The 16749-nt window shown below is 61.6% G+C and carries 20 protein-coding genes and 1 pseudogene; 9 read left to right on the top strand and 12 right to left on the bottom strand.

Annotation, left to right across the window (positions count from 1 at the left end; translation table 11 throughout):
- Positions 1 to 276 precede the first annotated feature (276 nt).
- The 3 genes from AC3WWH_RS05145 (at position 277) to AC3WWH_RS05135 (ending at position 2235) form a co-directional block, all read left to right on the top strand.
- The gene (locus tag AC3WWH_RS05145) at positions 277 to 747 is read left to right on the top strand and encodes a DUF5330 domain-containing protein (RefSeq protein ID WP_057250413.1); all 471 of its coding nucleotides are present in this window, start codon (positions 277 to 279) and stop codon (positions 745 to 747) included.
- 199 nt (positions 748 to 946) lie between these two features.
- Positions 947 to 1627 (top strand): peptidylprolyl isomerase, encoded by a 681-nt coding sequence (locus AC3WWH_RS05140; RefSeq protein WP_058320306.1) that lies wholly within the window; start codon positions 947 to 949, stop codon positions 1625 to 1627.
- Between the two features lie 185 nt (positions 1628 to 1812).
- The gene (locus AC3WWH_RS05135) at positions 1813 to 2235 is read left to right on the top strand and encodes a SufE family protein (protein WP_057250417.1); all 423 of its coding nucleotides are present in this window, start codon (positions 1813 to 1815) and stop codon (positions 2233 to 2235) included.
- 254 nt (positions 2236 to 2489) lie between these two features.
- Here AC3WWH_RS05135 and mucR read toward each other — a convergent pair whose 3' ends face one another.
- The 8 genes from mucR to AC3WWH_RS05095 form a co-directional block, all read right to left on the bottom strand.
- Positions 2490 to 2921 carry an exopolysaccharide biosynthesis transcriptional regulator MucR gene (gene mucR, locus AC3WWH_RS05130; RefSeq protein WP_034789336.1) on the bottom strand — a complete coding sequence of 144 codons (432 nt, stop codon included), beginning with the start codon at positions 2919 to 2921 and terminating at the stop codon, positions 2490 to 2492.
- A 419-nt stretch (positions 2922 to 3340) separates the two neighbouring features.
- Entirely contained in the window at positions 3341 to 3664 is a 324-nt protein-coding gene (gene mnhG / locus AC3WWH_RS05125) for a monovalent cation/H(+) antiporter subunit G (RefSeq protein WP_057251077.1), read from the bottom strand.
- Positions 3665 to 3678: 14 nt separating this feature from the next.
- Positions 3679 to 4062 carry a cation:proton antiporter gene (locus AC3WWH_RS05120; RefSeq protein WP_057250419.1) on the bottom strand — a complete coding sequence of 128 codons (384 nt, stop codon included), beginning with the start codon at positions 4060 to 4062 and terminating at the stop codon, positions 3679 to 3681.
- Positions 4059 to 4535, bottom strand: coding sequence for a Na+/H+ antiporter subunit E (locus AC3WWH_RS05115; RefSeq protein WP_058320307.1), 477 nt, complete (start codon positions 4533 to 4535; stop codon positions 4059 to 4061). The genes AC3WWH_RS05120 and AC3WWH_RS05115 overlap by 4 nt, the downstream gene beginning before the upstream one ends.
- Positions 4532 to 6094: a Na+/H+ antiporter subunit D gene (locus tag AC3WWH_RS05110; protein WP_058320308.1), complete on the bottom strand. Its 1563-nt coding sequence runs from the start codon at positions 6092 to 6094 to the stop codon at positions 4532 to 4534. The genes AC3WWH_RS05115 and AC3WWH_RS05110 overlap by 4 nt, the downstream gene beginning before the upstream one ends.
- A gap of 7 nt (positions 6095 to 6101) precedes the next feature.
- A complete protein-coding gene (locus tag AC3WWH_RS05105; protein ID WP_057250425.1) occupies positions 6102 to 6479 on the bottom strand; it encodes a Na+/H+ antiporter subunit C in 378 nt (125 codons plus the stop codon).
- Entirely contained in the window at positions 6479 to 6898 is a 420-nt protein-coding gene (locus AC3WWH_RS05100; RefSeq protein WP_058320309.1) for a Na(+)/H(+) antiporter subunit B, read from the bottom strand. Before AC3WWH_RS05100 ends, AC3WWH_RS05105 begins: the two co-directional genes overlap by 1 nt.
- Entirely contained in the window at positions 6895 to 9255 is a 2361-nt protein-coding gene (locus AC3WWH_RS05095) for a putative monovalent cation/H+ antiporter subunit A (protein WP_058320310.1), read from the bottom strand. Before AC3WWH_RS05095 ends, AC3WWH_RS05100 begins: the two co-directional genes overlap by 4 nt.
- Before the next feature lie 462 nt (positions 9256 to 9717).
- Between AC3WWH_RS05095 and AC3WWH_RS05090 the strand changes: the two genes are divergently transcribed.
- From AC3WWH_RS05090 to AC3WWH_RS05080, 3 genes are all read left to right on the top strand, one after another.
- The gene (locus AC3WWH_RS05090; protein WP_082640666.1) at positions 9718 to 11310 is read left to right on the top strand and encodes an EAL domain-containing protein; all 1593 of its coding nucleotides are present in this window, start codon (positions 9718 to 9720) and stop codon (positions 11308 to 11310) included.
- 94 nt (positions 11311 to 11404) lie between these two features.
- Complete coding sequence (msrB, locus tag AC3WWH_RS05085) at positions 11405 to 11812, top strand: peptide-methionine (R)-S-oxide reductase MsrB (RefSeq protein ID WP_058320312.1); 408 nt, start codon at positions 11405 to 11407, stop codon at positions 11810 to 11812.
- 110 nt (positions 11813 to 11922) lie between these two features.
- The gene (locus tag AC3WWH_RS05080; RefSeq protein ID WP_057250435.1) at positions 11923 to 12447 is read left to right on the top strand and encodes a hypothetical protein; all 525 of its coding nucleotides are present in this window, start codon (positions 11923 to 11925) and stop codon (positions 12445 to 12447) included.
- 7 nt (positions 12448 to 12454) lie between these two features.
- Here the strand turns inward: AC3WWH_RS05080 and trhA are convergent, their stop codons facing one another.
- A complete protein-coding gene (trhA, locus tag AC3WWH_RS05075; protein ID WP_057250437.1) occupies positions 12455 to 13111 on the bottom strand; it encodes a PAQR family membrane homeostasis protein TrhA in 657 nt (218 codons plus the stop codon).
- A 239-nt stretch (positions 13112 to 13350) separates the two neighbouring features.
- On the opposite strand from trhA, the gene AC3WWH_RS05070 reads away from it, so the two are divergent.
- Positions 13351 to 13806, top strand: a complete 456-nt coding sequence (locus tag AC3WWH_RS05070) for a GNAT family N-acetyltransferase (protein WP_058320313.1) — start codon at positions 13351 to 13353, stop codon at positions 13804 to 13806.
- Positions 13807 to 13853: 47 nt separating this feature from the next.
- On the opposite strand, the gene AC3WWH_RS05065 is transcribed toward AC3WWH_RS05070, so the two are convergent.
- Together AC3WWH_RS05065 and AC3WWH_RS05060 are read right to left on the bottom strand one after the other, a co-directional pair.
- Positions 13854 to 14198, bottom strand: coding sequence for a TraR/DksA family transcriptional regulator (locus tag AC3WWH_RS05065; protein WP_057250441.1), 345 nt, complete (start codon positions 14196 to 14198; stop codon positions 13854 to 13856).
- 62 nt (positions 14199 to 14260) lie between these two features.
- Positions 14261 to 14683 (bottom strand): universal stress protein, encoded by a 423-nt coding sequence (locus AC3WWH_RS05060; protein ID WP_057250443.1) that lies wholly within the window; start codon positions 14681 to 14683, stop codon positions 14261 to 14263.
- Positions 14684 to 14988: 305 nt separating this feature from the next.
- Here AC3WWH_RS05060 and AC3WWH_RS05055 point away from each other — a divergent pair, with 305 nt between their 5' ends.
- Positions 14989 to 15852 carry a VOC family protein gene (locus AC3WWH_RS05055; protein ID WP_058320314.1) on the top strand — a complete coding sequence of 288 codons (864 nt, stop codon included), beginning with the start codon at positions 14989 to 14991 and terminating at the stop codon, positions 15850 to 15852.
- Positions 15853 to 15912: 60 nt separating this feature from the next.
- Here AC3WWH_RS05055 and AC3WWH_RS05050 read toward each other — a convergent pair whose 3' ends face one another.
- Positions 15913 to 16269 carry a winged helix-turn-helix transcriptional regulator gene (locus tag AC3WWH_RS05050; RefSeq protein WP_057250447.1) on the bottom strand — a complete coding sequence of 119 codons (357 nt, stop codon included), beginning with the start codon at positions 16267 to 16269 and terminating at the stop codon, positions 15913 to 15915.
- Between the two features lie 54 nt (positions 16270 to 16323).
- Between AC3WWH_RS05050 and AC3WWH_RS05045 the strand changes: the two are divergent.
- Positions 16324 to 16728: pseudogene (locus AC3WWH_RS05045) on the top strand (NmrA family NAD(P)-binding protein); the annotation flags it as partial.
- Positions 16729 to 16749 lie beyond the last annotated feature (21 nt).

Below are 16749 nucleotides of genomic sequence, written 5' to 3'. Positions count from 1 at the left end.
ATGCGACACAAATGCGCGGCAAAGCACTCGACGGCGGCATTTCATTAAAATTTGAAGCAAATGCCGCGCGATTTTGAAAAGCCGTCTTGTGATTCCCGTCCTAATGTCGGTGTCAACAAAGGGACGGACGCTGCCTCGAAGGCAGCAGCTCCCCGAGGAAACGACGGCAGCGTGAACGGGTATCAGGGGATACGACGGCGCTGCGGGATGCCGAAGGCACAAAAGCCGGCTAGAAGACTGGCGAGCTCAGGCAGATGAACGAAGGATGGGCAGAACATGTGGTTTCTCATCAAGGCGACATTTTGGTTTTCGCTGGTGCTGGTGCTGCTGCCATTCCTCGATCCGTCGAGCTCGCAGAAGCTGGAGCACGCTCCCAAGGTCGAGCTTGGCGACACCTTCGCCGCCGCCAATGAGGCCTTCCAATACATCAGCGCCATCTGCATCCAGAAGCCTGAGATTTGCGAGAAAGGGGCAGAGACCTTCGTCGCCCTCGGCCACAGGGCCCGCGAAGGCGCTCGTATCGCCTATGAGTTCCTGGATACCCAGTTTGCCGAAACCGATGCGGCCCAACCCGATGCCAAGGTGATGACCGGAACGGTCACACCGGTCATGACCGGCACGGTCAAGCCCGCTGCCGATGTGGCAGCACCCGCCACCGAGGTCAGCACCATCGATGCAGAGCCTGTCTTCAAGCGCACGCCGGTTCCGGAAAAGCGCCTCGATCCCAAGGCCGCGATCATCCAGTAGTCATGCCAAGCCCTCGGTCGAGACCGGCGGGCCACCCATTCGCAACTTAACTGCCTGACTTGCCGCCCTGTCGTGGCCGCCGCGAGGATCCCATCCCCTCGCGGCGTTTTCTTTTCAGGCGCAACCTTTGATCGCCAAGAGCCAGCCACGCACAAGCCGTGGCTGCTTAGGTCCGCCGCACGGCAAGCGGAGGCACCCAATGCAGATCTACGGGCTTTTTTCGAATGCGGGCGTGACGCGGCCAGCGACAGCCGGCACATCGACCGCCGTCGAAGGCAAGAGCCCGGCATCGGCCGCATTGCTCCTCGGCACCGATGACGACACTGGTGACCGCGCCGCCGCAGCAAAGAAGAAGCTCGACGACATCAAGGAACAGCTTCGGATGCTCCGGTTCTTCGCATCGGATCCGGAAACGCTCGCGAGGCTCGCCAAGCAACTCGCTCAGCAACTCGGCACGGCAGCCCAGCAGTTGGCCGGCGCAGACGGTGCCGGAGCGATAAACGGCGTTGCCTCCGCTGCGGCCGTGGCCGCCTTGGCAGATACCGGCAGTGCGCAAGTGGAAGGTGCTATCGCCGGAAACGATGCAGCCACGTCCGCAGAGCCGACAAGCTTTGCGGAGCGCGCCTATCGTGAATTCAGCGACGATGACGGTGAGTCCGGCGCCACCACGAAACTGGCCGCCGAACTCAAATCGCTTGCCGAGAAGATAAAGCAGCTGTTGCAAAAGGCCGAGCAGGAATTGCACACCGAGGGATCTGCCCGTGACGCTGACGATGCGCGCGCGGCCGGCCATGCCTTGTCGGCGGCCGTCGGCAAACTCGGCGGGATCGATGCAGGCGCCGGAAATGCCTTCATCTTCCCGTCAAGCGTTTCGATCTGACCGCGCCGGCGAAATGCCGCCGACACCCAAGGTAACTGTTATTGGCGGTTCTCAATGGGCTTGCCATCCCCTATATGAGGACTGAAAGCCCGCATGCCTGATGGCAAAGGGGCATGAACAGGGACAAAGCTCGTTCGCGGCAAGGACCGGCGGGCGTATAATCCCCTGATAACTGGACCCGGACCATGACGACGCTTGACCAGATCATCGACGATTTCGCCTTCCTCGACGAGTGGGAGGATCGCTATCGCTATGTGATCGAACTCGGCAAAGCTCTGCCGGACATGCCGGAAGCCAAGCGGACCCAGGAAAACAAGGTTCAGGGTTGCGCCAGCCAGGTCTGGCTCGTCACCCAGACGGCCGGCAATCCGGAGGACCCTGTCCTGACTTTCGAAGGTGAATCGGATGCGCATATCGTGCGCGGCCTGGTCGCAATCGTGCTCGCCATCTATTCCGGCAAACATGCCTCGGAGATCGCCAAGACCGATGCGATCGATACCTTCGGCAAGATCGGCCTGATCGAGCACCTGTCGACGCAGCGCGCCAATGGCCTGCGCTCGATGATCCGCCGCATCAAGAACGAAGCCGAGCTTCGGCTGGCCGCCTAAAGCGCGTCGCGATCTCTCAGGTTCGCGCCTTGCGCTTTAAGTTTTATGATATTTCGCATGTCGTTATCGCAAAACCGCTGCGCACGTTTGCGCGAAAGGCTTCAAGGCGCCGTCAGGACCTGCCGCAGCGACCGCGCTGCTGACAGTACAAAACACAAGAGCCGGACGCTCAGGCCCGGCCCTTGTGTTCAAACCAAATGCCGTCAGGCAAATTGCAGCAACCAGCCGCAAGGCTTCACCAGACGGTTGAAGTCTTATTTGCCACGGCGCTTGCGGCGCTGGCCGAGGCCCATTTCCTTGGCGAGACGCGAGCGTGCTTCCGCATAGGCGGGCGCGACCATCGGGTAGTCGGTCGGCAGGTCCCATTTCTCGCGATATTCTTCCGGCGACAGATTGTGGTGAGTCATCAAGTGGCGCTTCAGCGACTTGAAGGTGCCGCCACATTCGAGGCAGGTGATCTGGTCGTCCTGGACGGACTTGCGAACCGACACGGCCGGCTTCGGCTTTTCAACGGGGATGACGACCGGTGCCGGCGCCGCGGTGTTGTTGAGCGCCGAGTGCACATCTGCGATCAGCGTGGAAAGCTCGGCGACGGGAACCACGTGATTGCTGACGTAGGCGGCAACGATTTCCGCCGTCAGCTCAACCAGAAGTTCATGGCTCGCGCCAAGCGCTGTTTCAGTCATTTCTTTCTCCTATCGGACTTCAGCACAACCCGAAACGGCGTCTCGGGGGGAGGAACGCTTGCAAGAGCCGCCAGGAAGCCTTCGCTGCCTTGGGATGGACCATCAAACGCGGCAAGGACAAACGCCGGCCACGATATCAAGAGTAGGAATTTTGATTACGAAACCTGCTGCCGAGTCACCGGGACGACCGAACTCTCAAAGCAACAACCAACATTCACAACTCAAGCTGGAATTTCAGATCAAAGTATTTCCACGACGACACTTTACATTTACTCGATTAACATCGATGCGTGAAATGTCCAAACATAAATTTGCCGACAGTTAGCAACTTTATCTCCGAATTGCTAAAATGGCCACACTGCATCGCAAAGTTCTGAAATACAGATTCAGAAATGTCATCGATCAGCGATGACGTGGCTCTACTTTTGTGGAAGCTGATCTACAACTGACAGCTTCGTAAGTTTGTAACCGGCCTGATGTGCGGCTTTTGCCAAGAGATGAGCCGAGATTGGTGCAGTCAGAACGAAGAAGAAGAAGCCTGCAAGCGCCCGAATCAGTATCGCCGCATCCAGAGAATGAACGCCCGCAGCCAGCAGCAACAGGCCTGAACCTACGGTGCCGGCCTTAGACGCTGCATGCATACGGGTGTAGAGATCGGGAAAACGCAAGATGCCAATTGCCGCAAGCAGCGAAAAGATCGCGCCGACGATCAACAGAGCGGCAACCAATACAGCAACGGCCATGTCCAGGACGGGGTTCATCGGCGCCCTCCCTTATACTTGCGACGGACCGCATTGGATCTCGGTGCGGACGCGCGCTTTGATTCCGGCGAGCTACGCTCAACGTTGGCCGTCTCTGGCGAAAGCCCGCGAGCCAGGATGAAGCGGGCAAAGGCGACGGTCGCGAGGAAGCCGACCAAGCCAAGGGCAATGGCAATATCGATGTAGAGGTTGAAACCGGTGCGGATCGCGACGACGGCAATCAGGCCAATGGCGATCGCCACCAACATGTCGAGGCCGAGCACGCGGTCCGGTAAGGTCGGGCCGCGGATGATGCGCCAGACAGTAATCAGAAGGGCAACAGACAGCGCGATAAGTGCGAAGCCCGTAGCGAGGGCTTCGATCTGGTCTGGCAGGCTCATTCGAAAGCCTCCTTTATCCGCCGTTCAAAGCCGTTGGCGATATCGCGCCTGAGGCCGCCGGGATCGGCGCAATTGAGCGCATGGACGTAGAGCGTCCGGCGGTCGTCGGAAACGTCGACCGACAAGGTCCCAGGCGTCAGCGTGATGAGATTGGCGAGCAACGCGATTTCGAAATCACTCCTGACCGTCAAGGGATAGGCGAAGATGCCGGGCTTCAGCTTCATCTTCGGCTGGATGACCATGAGCGCGACCTTTGTGGCCGAGATTGCGAGCTCCTTGAAGAAGAGAGCGGTCAACAACAACAGTCTGAGCGGGCGCACCGGATAGGTGACGGGCTGGAGCTCGCGCCGGATCAGCCATAGAGACAGCGCTCCAACGGCGAAGCCGAGGATCAGATTGGCCAGCGAGAAACTGGCGCTGATCGCACCCCAGATCGCCGTGAACACCAGGTTGATGGTTAGGAACTTGGTCACGGGGCACCTCCCGGGAAAACCGAGTTCAGATAGGCCGAGGGCTCAGCGAGCGAGGCAGCAGCGCTTTGAATGGTCGAAAGCAGTGGCTCCGGGTAGAGACCAATCGCCAAAGCCAGGATGACCAGTACGGTGAGCGGCAGCAGCGCCGCCGGCGAGATCGTCGCGGAAGCGGTCGTGACCTCCCCGGCTGCCGCATCGCGCCAATAGGCCAGCAGGAAGAAACGCCCGGTGACAACAGTCGTCAGGAAGCCGGTGAAAAGCAGGGCCGCGGCCAGCCACCAGGCGCCGATATCGAGCGCCGCCTTGACCAGCATGACCTTCGGCCAGAAGCCGGAGAATGGCGGCAGACCGGAAACGGCGAAGGCCAGCATGAGCGTCAGCGCCGCGAAACCGGCGTGGCGACGATAAAGGCCTGCCAGCGACGAAAGCGAGAAGCTGCCACCGAGCTTGGCCGCAACGCCGGATGCGAAATAAAGCGCAGTCATGACGAGCATCGAGTGCAGCGCGTAGAAGATCGCGCCGCCAATGCCGCCCGGCCCGCCGACCGCAATCCCGGCGAGGATCGAGCCGATGCCGGAGACCACGAGATAGCCGAGCATGCGGCGGAAATCCGATTGCGCCAGCGCCCCGAAGGCACCGACGAGCATGGTGAGCGCGCCGGCAAGGGCAATGACGAAGCTCAGTTCCTCGCGCTGGAGCGGCAGCAGCATGACGGTGACGCGGATCAGGGCGTAAATGCCGACCTTGGTGAGCAGGCCGGCGAAGAGCGCCGACACCACGACGCGCGGCGTATGGTAGGAGGCCGGCAGCCAGAAATTGACCGGGAACGCCGCCGCCTTCATGCCGAAGGCCAGCACGAAGAGCGCCGTCAGCGTCATCAGCGGCGCCGTGCCGGCAAGGCCTCCTGCCTTGCGGGCGATATCGGCCATATTGAGCGTGCCAAAGCTCGCATAGAGATAGCCTGTCGTGATCAGAAACAGGGTGGTCGCGACCAGATTGAGGAAACCATACTTCACCGCTCCGTCGATCTGCTCGCGCTCGGAGCCGAGCACGATGAGGCCGAACGACGAGATCAGCAGCACCTCGAACCAGACGTAGAGGTTGAAGATGTCACCCGTCAGAAATGCACCCGAAACGCCGGCCATCAGCAGCATCAGGAACGGGTAGAAGCCGTAGCGCCGACCGCTGTCGTTGATATCCGCGAGCGAATAGATCCCGCCGGCGAGTGCCACCACCGAGGCGGTCAACGCAAAGAGAGCGCCCGTCAGATCAACGGTGAAGGCAATGCCGAAGGGCGGCAGCCAGCGTCCCATGACCATTGTCACCGGACCGCTCGCAAGCACATGCCGAAGCAGGAGAATGTCTATCAACACGAGACCGGCCAGTCCGAGGACAGCGATGTAAGGGTGCCAATCGATCTTTCGGCGCAGCATGACAAGCAGTGCGCCGATCGCCAGGCACCAGGCGACCGGCAGGATCACCAGCCAATCGGCAGAAGCGACCGGCTCGAGAACGAGTGCGGCGGAAAGATCTGCGTGGGGAGAAGTTGAAGCGGCCATGGGTCGGTCAGTATCCAAGCGGCGGAGCCGGCTCGTCCTTCGGCTCGGCGACGCGCATCTCGTCGGTATTGTCGGTCTGCAGCACCTCGTAGGCGCGCCACGCGAGAACCAGCAAGAAAGCGAAGAAGGAGAAGGAGATCACGATCGCTGTCAAGATCAGTGCCTGCGGCAGAGCGTTTGCCGCCGGTCCCGTGAGCGCGTCCTGGTGGCCGGGGACGACCGGCGGCACGCCGCGCGTCAGCCGCCCTCCGGTGAAGATCAGCAGATTGACGGCATTGCCGAGAATGGCAACACCAAGCAACACCCGGATGATGGATTTCGACAGCAGCAGGTAGACGGCAACCGTGAAGAAGATACTGACGAGCAGCGCGAACCAGGCTTCCATCACTCGCCTCCCCGCTCTTCGAGCGAAAGCGCAATCGAGCTGATCGCCCCGACGACGACGAGATAGACGCCGCAATCAAACAGCATCACCGTCGAGAGCGGGACTTCCAGGCCGAGAACCGAAGGATAGATCCAGAGACCGGTCATGAAGGGGACGCGTGCCGCAATCGAGATCAGGCCGGCGACCGTCGCTGCGAACAGCCCCGCGCCGGCAATCGTCATCGGGTGAAAATAGATTGCACGGCGCACCGTCTCGACGCCGCAGGCGATGCCGTAGATCGCCAGCGCCGAAACCGCGATCAACCCGCCAATGAAGCCGCCGCCGGGCTCGTTGTGGCCTCGCAGCAGCACGAAGATCGAAAACAGCACCATCAGGCTGGTGAGAAAAGGGGCGACGGCCCGGAAGATCACCGACATCATGCGCGTTCCTCCGCATCCGGATCATTGTCGGCGATGCGGCGGAGAGAACCAGCCCTCAAGCGGACCAGCGACAGGATGGCAAGACCGGTGACCATCACCACGGCGATCTCACCCAGCGTGTCCGTACCGCGGAAATCGACGATGATGACGTTCACCACATTGGCGCCGTGCGCGATCGATTTCGAATAGAGATTGAAGAATTCCGTCAGCGTGGAGTCAAAGGGAACGCCCGTCGTCTTCAGTAGCATCAGGCCGAAACCCAAGCCGCAGGCGAGTGCAATGGCAAAATCCGGGACCTTCTGGGCAAGCGGCCGATGGTCGGACGGCGAGAGCCTGAGGCGCGTCATCACCAGTGCCAGGACGACGACCGACAGCGTCTCGATCATGAACTGGGTGAAGGCAAGATCCGGCGCACCATAGAGCAGGAAGATGACGGCAACGGCAAAGCCCTGGATGCCGAGCGAGACGATCGCTGTCAGCCGATCCGGAGCGAGCACGACGGCAACGAGACCGATGACCGCGATGGCCATGATCGCAAGCTCGTGCAGTGGCACGTCGGGTGCAAAGAACGGCGCGCGCGGCAGTTCGCCGTAGGTGAGCGGAACGACCAGCAGCACGCAGGCAACCAGGATGAAGGTCGCCGTCATGTAGACGTCGAGGCGGCCGGATTGCAGCCGGCGCGTCAGCCCGACGGAAAAACGAACGAGCCCGCGGATGAGCTGGTCGAAACCACGGTCCGGCCCCCAGCCGATATCGGCAAGGATTGCGGCGATGAAACCACGCAAACGATCGAGCTTCAGGTAGAAAACGATCCCGATCAACGCGGTCGCGGTCGACATGGCCAGCGGCACCCCGACATGCGGAACGACGGACATCGTGACCGCACGCGGTTCGCCTGATATCGCCGATGCCATCGGCGTCGACACGAGTTCGTGGGTCAACCCCGAGAGCAAGGCGGCGGAAAGCCCCTTGGCGGCAAGCAGCGCCGGCCCGAGCCAGAGCAGCACCGGCGCCTCGTGCGCCGCCTTCGGCGTCTCCACCTTCGCACCGATGAAAGGCTTGAGGGCGACGGCAAAGGCCACCGCGAACATCAGAGCATTGCCAAGGATCGCGATTGCCGCAAAGACCACGGAGCGCCGGTCGAAGCCGGAGAGCGCGTAGTAGATTTCCTCCTTGGCGATGAAGCCGAAGAAGGGGAACAGGCCGCCCATCGAAAATGCGGCTGCAAGCGCAATGACGAACGTAAGCGGCATGGCGGAGCGCAAGCCCCCGAGCCTGGTCACGTCACGCGCGCCGGTCTCATGATCGATGATGCCAGCAACCATGAACAGGGCACCCTTGAACAGGGAGTGTGCGACAAGATAGAGCGCCGCCGCCTCGATCGCGTGCGGGAAGCCGAGACCGGTCAGCATGACCAGCAGCCCGAGCGAGGCCATGGTCGTATAGGCGAGCATCAGCTTCAGATCGGTCTGGCGGCAAGCAAGAGCTGCGCCGATGACGAGCGTGGCGCCGCCGAAGAGCGGCAGCAGGATCTGCCATTCGGGCGTGCCGCCGAGCACGGGATTGAGCCGCATCAACAGATAGACGCCGGCCTTCACCATTGTCGCGGAATGCAGGTAGGCCGAAACGGGAGTCGGTGCTTCCATCGCGTTCGGCAGCCAGAAATGGAACGGAAACTGCGCCGACTTGGTGAAGGCTCCACCGAGGACGAGAATGAGCGCGGCCAGATAGAACGGGCTCTCGCGCATCTCCGTACCAAAGGCCATGAGCAGCGAAAGCTGGGTGACTCCGCTGACGTTCCAGATGATCAGAAGTCCTGCGAGCAGGAACAGGCCCCCTCCTCCGGTCACGATCAACGCCTGAAGGGCTGCGCGCCTTGCCGCTTCGCGCGAATGATCGAAACCGATCAGCAGGAACGACGTGATCGAGGTCAGTTCCCAGAAGACGAAGAGCATCAGGAAGCTGTCGGACACGACAAGCCCGAGCATCGATCCCATGAACATCAGGATGAACGAGAAGAACCGTCCCTGCTGTGGATGGCCTTTCAGGTAACCGCCTGAATAGAGCACGATCAGCATGCCGATGCCGGCGATCAGCAGGACGAAAGTCAGCGACAGGCCATCGATCAACCAGGAAAAGCTGACATTGAACGACGGGATCCAGGCATAGCCGCCGGTGACCACCTCGCCTTTGGCCACGTCCGGCCAGAAGCGGGTGAAATGCAGGACAATGGCCGCCGGGAAGAGTGCCAGAACCCAGGCCGCATTGTGCCCGAGGAGGCGCGTGAGCAGCGGCGCGACCAAAGCTCCCACGAAAGGGAGTGCGAGAGCCAGAAATGTCAGGGCCGCAACATCCATCGTCCTGGCCTGCTCCTTTATGTTTTCACGATACAATCAATCGAAGACCCGACATAAAAGAAGGGTTGTGGCGCCTCAAGCCTTATCCAGATAAAATCGACGTTATGTGCCGTTAAGTCGCTTCGGAGATCGGACGCAGCAGTCCAAACACTATCAGATTCGTTCGTTTCGTGCGGAGGCGGCCGACAACAATTAAAATGCTGTTAGCATAATATTCAGTTGTCGTCGCAGCAGGATCGAACGTCCTAGAATCGGGACAATAAGACGTGGTAGTTGTACGTAAAGGCTTCTTCAATTCAAAATAATACGAAGCCTGGATCCGCCTGCCGGCGGAAACCAACGGCTGCTCGGAACGTCTGCCTTCGACGATATCTGTGAACCGCAAGGCGCCGGCTCATCGACCGTCTTTCTGCCGCAAGCAGCATGAAACGGAACAACACAACGATCACGGGCGAGGCCTGCTTGGAACGATCTCGCATAGTCGTCATCGCCAGTATCCTGGCTGCACTCGGCGCGATCCTGCCGATGATGGCGGCCTATTATCTTTCCTGGTCGATCGCGGTGCGCAGCGAGCAGACACGGCTTTCCCATCTTGCCGACTACGCCATCATGCGCGCCGATGCGGCGCTCGAGGAAGCCTCCCGGGCGCTGAAAGCCGCCGACCGGTTTGACATGCCGCCCTGTATGGCAACACATATCGCAGCGCTGCGCTCCCTCGTCGTCAATACGACCTCCATCGAAGACATCGGCTATTTCGAAAACGGGCTGCTCAGGTGCACGTCGTGGGGCTATCCGCCGCGCCGTCTCACCCGCTCTCCGCCCGCCGATTTCTTCGCGAGCAACGGCGTCGAAGTCATCCCGCGGATGTACCCGACGATCAGTACCGGCGCCCCCATGACGGCGTTTCGCTATCGTTCCTACACCGTACTGACCAACCCGGCTCGATTTGTCGACGTGATTGCGGAGCCCGGCACCCGGCTTGCAGTCGCCACGAAAAACGGCGTCCTGATCGGCACTCTGAACAATCCTGACGCGTCGCTTACGGCCCGGCTCGCCGAACTTCCCGAAACCGGCAGCAACGCCGACGATCTGTTCGCAACCTCCCATGGAGCAAACTGGATCGCCGTCGCGAGCGCCCCCAACATCGCCATTTTTAAGGACATGGACCGGGAGCGCCTGCTGCTTCTGCCGGTCGGCGCCCTGGTCGCAGCGCTTATGGTCGGCCTCGTCGTCTGGCTGTCGCGGCGCCGCCTTTCGCCGCTCGGAGAGCTCTCCATCGCCGTTCAGCGGCGCGAATTCATCGTCCACTATCAGCCGCTCATCGAACTGAAGACCGGCATCTGCGTCGGTGCCGAAGCGCTCGTACGGTGGCGGCGGCCCGACGGGCAAATGGTCCGCCCCGATCTCTTCATACCGCTGGCGGAGGAGAACGGCCTGATCGAAGAAATCACCGACCAGGTCATCTATGCCACGATTGCCGAGCTGAAAACGGTCCTCCTTGCGGATCGCTCGCTGCACATTGCCGTCAACCTTGCCGCCGACGACATCAAGTCGGGGCGCATCCTGCCGGTGATCCAGGCGGTGCTGGAAAACACCGGCATACTGACCCAACAGATCTGGCTGGAAGCGACCGAACGGGGCTTCATGGACGTGAAATCGGCCCGCGCAACGATCGAGGAGGCCCGCCGGCGCGGCCACTCGGTGGCGATCGACGACTTCGGCACCGGCTACTCAAGCCTGCAATACCTGCAAGAGCTTCCGCTCGACGCACTGAAGATCGACAAATCCTTCATCGACACGATCGGAACGGACTCTGCCACCAGTTCGATCACGCCGCATATCATCGACATTGCCAAGTCGCTCGATCTCTACATCGTCGCCGAGGGCATCGAGCGGCAGGAGCAGGCCGACTATCTCATCGAACGCGGTGTCCAGTATGGCCAGGGCTGGCTGTTCTCCAAGGCGTTGCCCGCAGCGGAATTCATCGCCTTCTACAACAACAGCAAGCGCCGGCGCGGCGCCGGCCCGACCGTAATCCGCCGCGAGATCGCCTGACGCCACGCCGTCGACCGCAATGCCGGGCCGCGACGTGAATTGCGCGCTTCCGGCGGCATTCCTATATAGTCGCCGCAACGACAGGAGATCTTTCATGACGACCGTTAAGACGCCCAAGGTGGTGAAGACCGATGCGGAATGGCGAGCCCTGCTCTCGCCGGAGCAATACCGCATCACCCGTCAGCAGGGTACCGAGCGTCCGTTCACCGGCCCTTTCGTCAACAACAAGCAGACCGGCACCTATGAATGCGTCTGTTGCGGCCGAGCCCTCTTCCGCTCGGACACCAAGTTCGATTCCGGTTGCGGCTGGCCGAGCTATTTCGCTGCGATCGACGACCAGGCGATCCGCGAGATCGAGGACCGCTCGCACTTCATGGTGCGCACGGAAATCCGCTGTGCCGACTGTGACGCCCATCTCGGTCACGTGTTCCCGGACGGCCCGCCGCCGACGGGGCTTCGCTATTGCCTCAACGGCCATGCGATGACGTTTACCGAGGATTGACACTGACGCGCGGAAGGAGTGGCATGGGGGCTGCTGTTCCATTAGGAACAGGCCCTGCACCGAAGCCGCGCTATCTAGACTTTGGGTCGAGCAAGCGAGAGGAGGTCCGCATGCTGCGCATCCTGACAGCACTCACGCTCCTGCTTTCGTCTGCCCTGGCAGCGGCGGCCGCCGACGATTGGCTACCCTATGCCAATGCGCGTTTCGGCTACGTGCTCGACATTCCGCCTGGCTTCGAACTGCAGAGCCAGGGCGACAATGGAGACGGCGCCAGCTTTCATGCCAACGACAATGGTGCGACCCTTTCGGTCTTTGGCAGCACATTGCTGGATGGCGACTTCGAGACTGACGTCAACGACCGCATCGGGATCGAGCGCGAGGGCGACTGGCGGATCGCTTATGCGCGGGTGACGGCAGCCTGGGCAAGCTTTTCGGGCGTCCGTGGGGAAGAAGTGTTTTATACCCGTGCCATCGCGCTCTGCGACGGCAGCGCCGCCTATTTCCGCCTTCAGTACCGCAAGAGCCGGCTCACCAGTTTCGACGGCGTGATCTCGCGGATGGCGGAGGCCCTCAGGCCATCGGAAGGCTGTCAGCACCCGCCTGTCGCTGCGGTTGCGGGCGAAGCGCCGAACTGACCGCCGCTCAGGCTGCGGCGCTGAAGCAGCTCACCACGGCCGAATAGTGAACGGCCGCACCGGTCACAACGAAACCGTGCCAGATCGCGTTCTGGAAGCGCAGCCTTTCCCAGACATGGAAAATCACGCCGGCGGAATAGATGATGCCGCCGATCAGGATCAGCACCAGCGTCGTTGCCGTCAGCGCCGACAAGAGCGGCCCGACAGCGAGCACGCCGCTCCAGCCCATGGCGAGATAGAGCAGGATCGCCAGCCGGTCGAACCGGCCGGGGAAAAGACATTTGATCGCAACGCCAAGGGCCGCGATCGCCCAGATGCCGATCAGCATCACGAACAGGAACGGGTCTTCCAACCCGCGCTGCAGGAACGGTGTATAGGTCGCGGCGATCAGGATGAAGATCGAGGAATGGTCGAAGCGGCGCAGGAACCATTTGGTCCGCGAGATCGGATAGAGATTGTAGAGAAACGAGATCGACAGCGTCGCGAGCAGCCCTGCCCCGTAGACGGCGGCGGCAGCGAGTTGGCCGCTGGTGCTCCAAAGCGTCGCATAGAAGATCAGTGCGGTGACACCGACGAGCGCGGCGGCAAGACCGATGCCGTGCACGATGCCGTCGGCAATCAATTCCGAGCGGTCATAGTTCCATTTGACGCCAGCGAATTCCACGCGATCCCTCTCCCGGGTCTCTGTCTTTTTCTCGGGCACGCTCGTAGCTGTCGCGCCATCATCGCCATCCTGCCACAGCCCTGGGCCGCCGCAAAGATATGGTGGCGTGGCGAAAGCATCAACTTTTGCAACGCATTACAACAATCGCATGACATATCTGCTGAGTGCGCGGGACCTTGTTCGCAGGCGCGGCGATGACCACATGCGCTGACAAGATTACGCCGATCGGGAGGAGAACCATGTCGAAGTTGCGCACCCCTCAGCCGGAACTGGCGGCCGCGCTCAGCGAGCTTTGCCTGCGATCGAAAGCGGTATGGGGATACGACGCCGCCTTCCTGGAGGCTTGCCGTCCGGCGCTGACGCTGACGGCCGAGGACTGGAAGGATTCGGACCTGCAGATCGCCGTCGATGGCGAGCGGATCCTCGGTCTGGCGCAGGTTCGCTCCGATGGCCAGATCGCCGAACTCGACAAGCTCTTCATCGATCCGGACGCGCGCGCCGCTGGCATTGGCCGCAGCCTTTTCGCCTGGTGTGTCGAAGCAGCGCTCAACCGCGGCGCCACGGTCATGACGATCGATGCCGACCCGGGCGCTGCCGATTTCTATCGCCGCATGGGCGCGGTCGATGACGGCGTCATCGCATCGACCGTAATCCCGGGGCGCTTTCTGCCGAGACTGAAGCTGGAACTAAGATAACAATCCGAAGATCGCCGCTGCGGGCACGGCGGCGATCGCTCGATGGTTCATCTTCCGCCCCGGGCAACCTCCGCCGCACATTCCTGACAGAGCGGCGCATGGGGAACAGCTTGCAGGCGCGCTGACGAAATCGGCAGGCCGCAGCGGACGCAGGTGCCGAAGGTGCCGGCGGCGATCCGGTCGAGTGCCGCGTCGATCGCGCGGATCTCTTCTTGGCCGGCAAGACCGAGGCCTTCCAGAACCTCGTCGCCTTCCCGCTCGGTCACGCGATCCGGCACATCGGCGTTCATGGGCTCATCGAGATCGTGCTCGATCTTGACCAGCCGCCCCTGCAGTTCCTCCTTGCGGTGGGTGAGGCGGCTGCGAAAATCGTCAAGCGCAAACTTGTCCATCTGAAGACTCCTCGGCGGTGGCGGCGCAGGATCGCGCCGCAGCCGCTCTTATTGTTGGTGGGTTACCGGTCGACGAGTACGGCGCACGGGCAATGGCTGACCACGCGGCTCGCGGTCGAACCGATGAAGTAATCGATCAGGCCCGGCCGGTGGGAGGCGATGATCACCAGATCGGCATTCTCTTCGCTCGCGCAGGCGTTGATGGTGCCGGCAGCACCGCCGGTGCGAATTTCAACACGGCCGTTGATCCCGTGCTTGGTCTTCATGTCCTCGAGCGTCTTTTTTGCCTGCTTGCGGGATTCCTCGACCATCTCCAACGGGAAATCGACGATCATGTAGCCCTGCGCGTAGGCATTCAGATCTTCGACAACGTTGAGCAGGACAATCTCGCCCCCTTCGTCGATCAGCTTCTCGGCGATGCCCAGCACAGATTCGCCGTGCTCGAGCTGATCCATGGCAATCGGGACGATGATCTTCTTGTACATGCTGTACTCCTTCTGTTGCCCTCACGGATCGCCGCGCCAGATGTGGCGGGCCAATCCCTCGTCTGGAGATTGCGCCTCGACCGCTTTCCCGGCTTTGATTGAAATCAAATCGAAAGCGCCGCGCTCGCGTGACCCTACTCAAATGGAGGTAGGGCGACGGCAACCACTGTCAACGCTCATCGAACACAACATCAAGCGACTGACGGGCTTCCGTGAACGGGCGAGCCGGCCCATATTCCAGGCAACAGTTTCAACGAAACTGGGCCGGCAGACCAGCCACGGTTTCGACGCCCAAGGAGGCAGACATGACGGATACCCCGACCGAACACGCCCTCGCCATGCCTGCGCATGTCGACCACGCACATCTGGTCGTCCAGGATCTGCCCGTTGTTTCGGCCTGGTACCAGAGAATCATGGGCTTGAAGCCGATCGAAACGAGCAAGAGCGGCGAAACGCTCGGCGTTGCCGGCCGCCCGCTCCTCAGCCTGACAACCGAAGGTAACGCTGCCAGGGCACCCCGCAATGCGCCGGGTCTCTTCCACAACGCCTTTCTCGTGCCGAACCGTGGGGAACTCGGCCGTTGGCTGGCCCACGCCGCCCACAACAACATTAGGCTACAGGGCGCTTCCGACCATCTGGTCAGCGAAGCAATCTACCTCGCCGACCCCGAAGGCAATGGTATCGAGGTCTATCGTGACCGGCCGCGATCCGAATGGAGCTTCAAGCCCGACGGCACCGTCGGCATGGATACGCTGCCGCTCAATCTCCAGGCGCTCTATGACGAAGCACCCAAGGACAATTGGGACGGCATGGCTGATGGAACCGCCATCGGCCATATCCATCTGCAGGTCTCCAACATCCCCGAAGCCGACGCGTTCTTCCGCGACGTGCTGGGGCTCGGGCTGATGGCACGCTATCCGGGCGCGAGCTTCTTCGGTTCGGGCAAGTACCACCACCATGTCGCCGCCAACATCTGGAACTCGCGTGGCGCACCGAAGCGCGAAGGCCATATGACCGGGCTTTCGGACTATACGATCCAGTACAAGGACCCGGCCGAACGCGCCGCGGCGCTTGCCAAGCTCGATGCGCTGGAAATTCCGGTCAACCGCGCCGGCGATGGCTACAGCCTCATCGACCCCTGGGGCATCGGCCTCAAGCTGGTCGCCTGACCCCTCTCTCCCGGGCTGCAGACGAATGATGTCTGCGGCAACTCGTCGGCCGCAGCCGCCTCAGGCGCTGCGGTCGTATTTTTGCTGCGCCTCCAGCACCGCCTCGATGTTGTCTTCGGCCCAGCGCGTCAGGGCGGCGACGGTCGACGTCAGCGTGCGGCCAAGCGGCGTGATCGCATATTCAACGGTCACTGGCACGGTGGCATAGACGCTGCGGCTAACGAGACCGTCGCGTTCCAGCTTCTTTAGAACCTGTGACAGCACCTTCTGCGAAATGCCATCGATCTCGCGCTTCAGCTGATTGAAGCGCACCGGCTGTTCGTCAAGCTTGCCGAGCACCAGGACCGCCCATTTGTCGGCAAGCCGGTCCAGCACCAAGCGGGTCGGGCAAGTCTGGATATAGACGTCGTATTCCATCACGCCCCCACGGCGGTTTCCGGCCGGAAACCGTGTCACCAAAACCTGCCTCCACATGGCGCGATCGCCGTGCCGGCAGCCGAGGGCAAGACGAGCTTCATCGATACGCGCGACATCGCCGAATGTGCGGCAGCCGCCCTCACGAGCGACGCCTTCAACGGACGCGCCTACAATCTCACCGGCCCGAAAGCGCTGAGCTACGACGAAGCCGCCGCGATCCTGTCGCGCGTTACCGGCAAACCGATCGCCTATGCACCGGTCGACGACGATACCTTCGTTGGCATTCTGACAGGGGCCGGCGTGCCGGCGGACTATGCCCGCTTCCTCGCCTCCATCTTCTATCCGGTGCGCGAGGGCTGGGTCGCCAAACCGACCGGCGACGTGAAGACGATGACGGGCCACGAGCCGCGCAGTGTGGAGACTTACGCCAAGGACAACATCGCGGCGCTCAAAGGCTAACCACTATCTGATCGGTCCCGC

This window comes from Ensifer sp. EB106-03-01-XG145 (genome assembly GCF_058792075.1).
The sequence above is the reverse complement of the archived record's forward strand: the minus strand, read 5'-3'. Positions and strand labels throughout refer to the sequence as shown.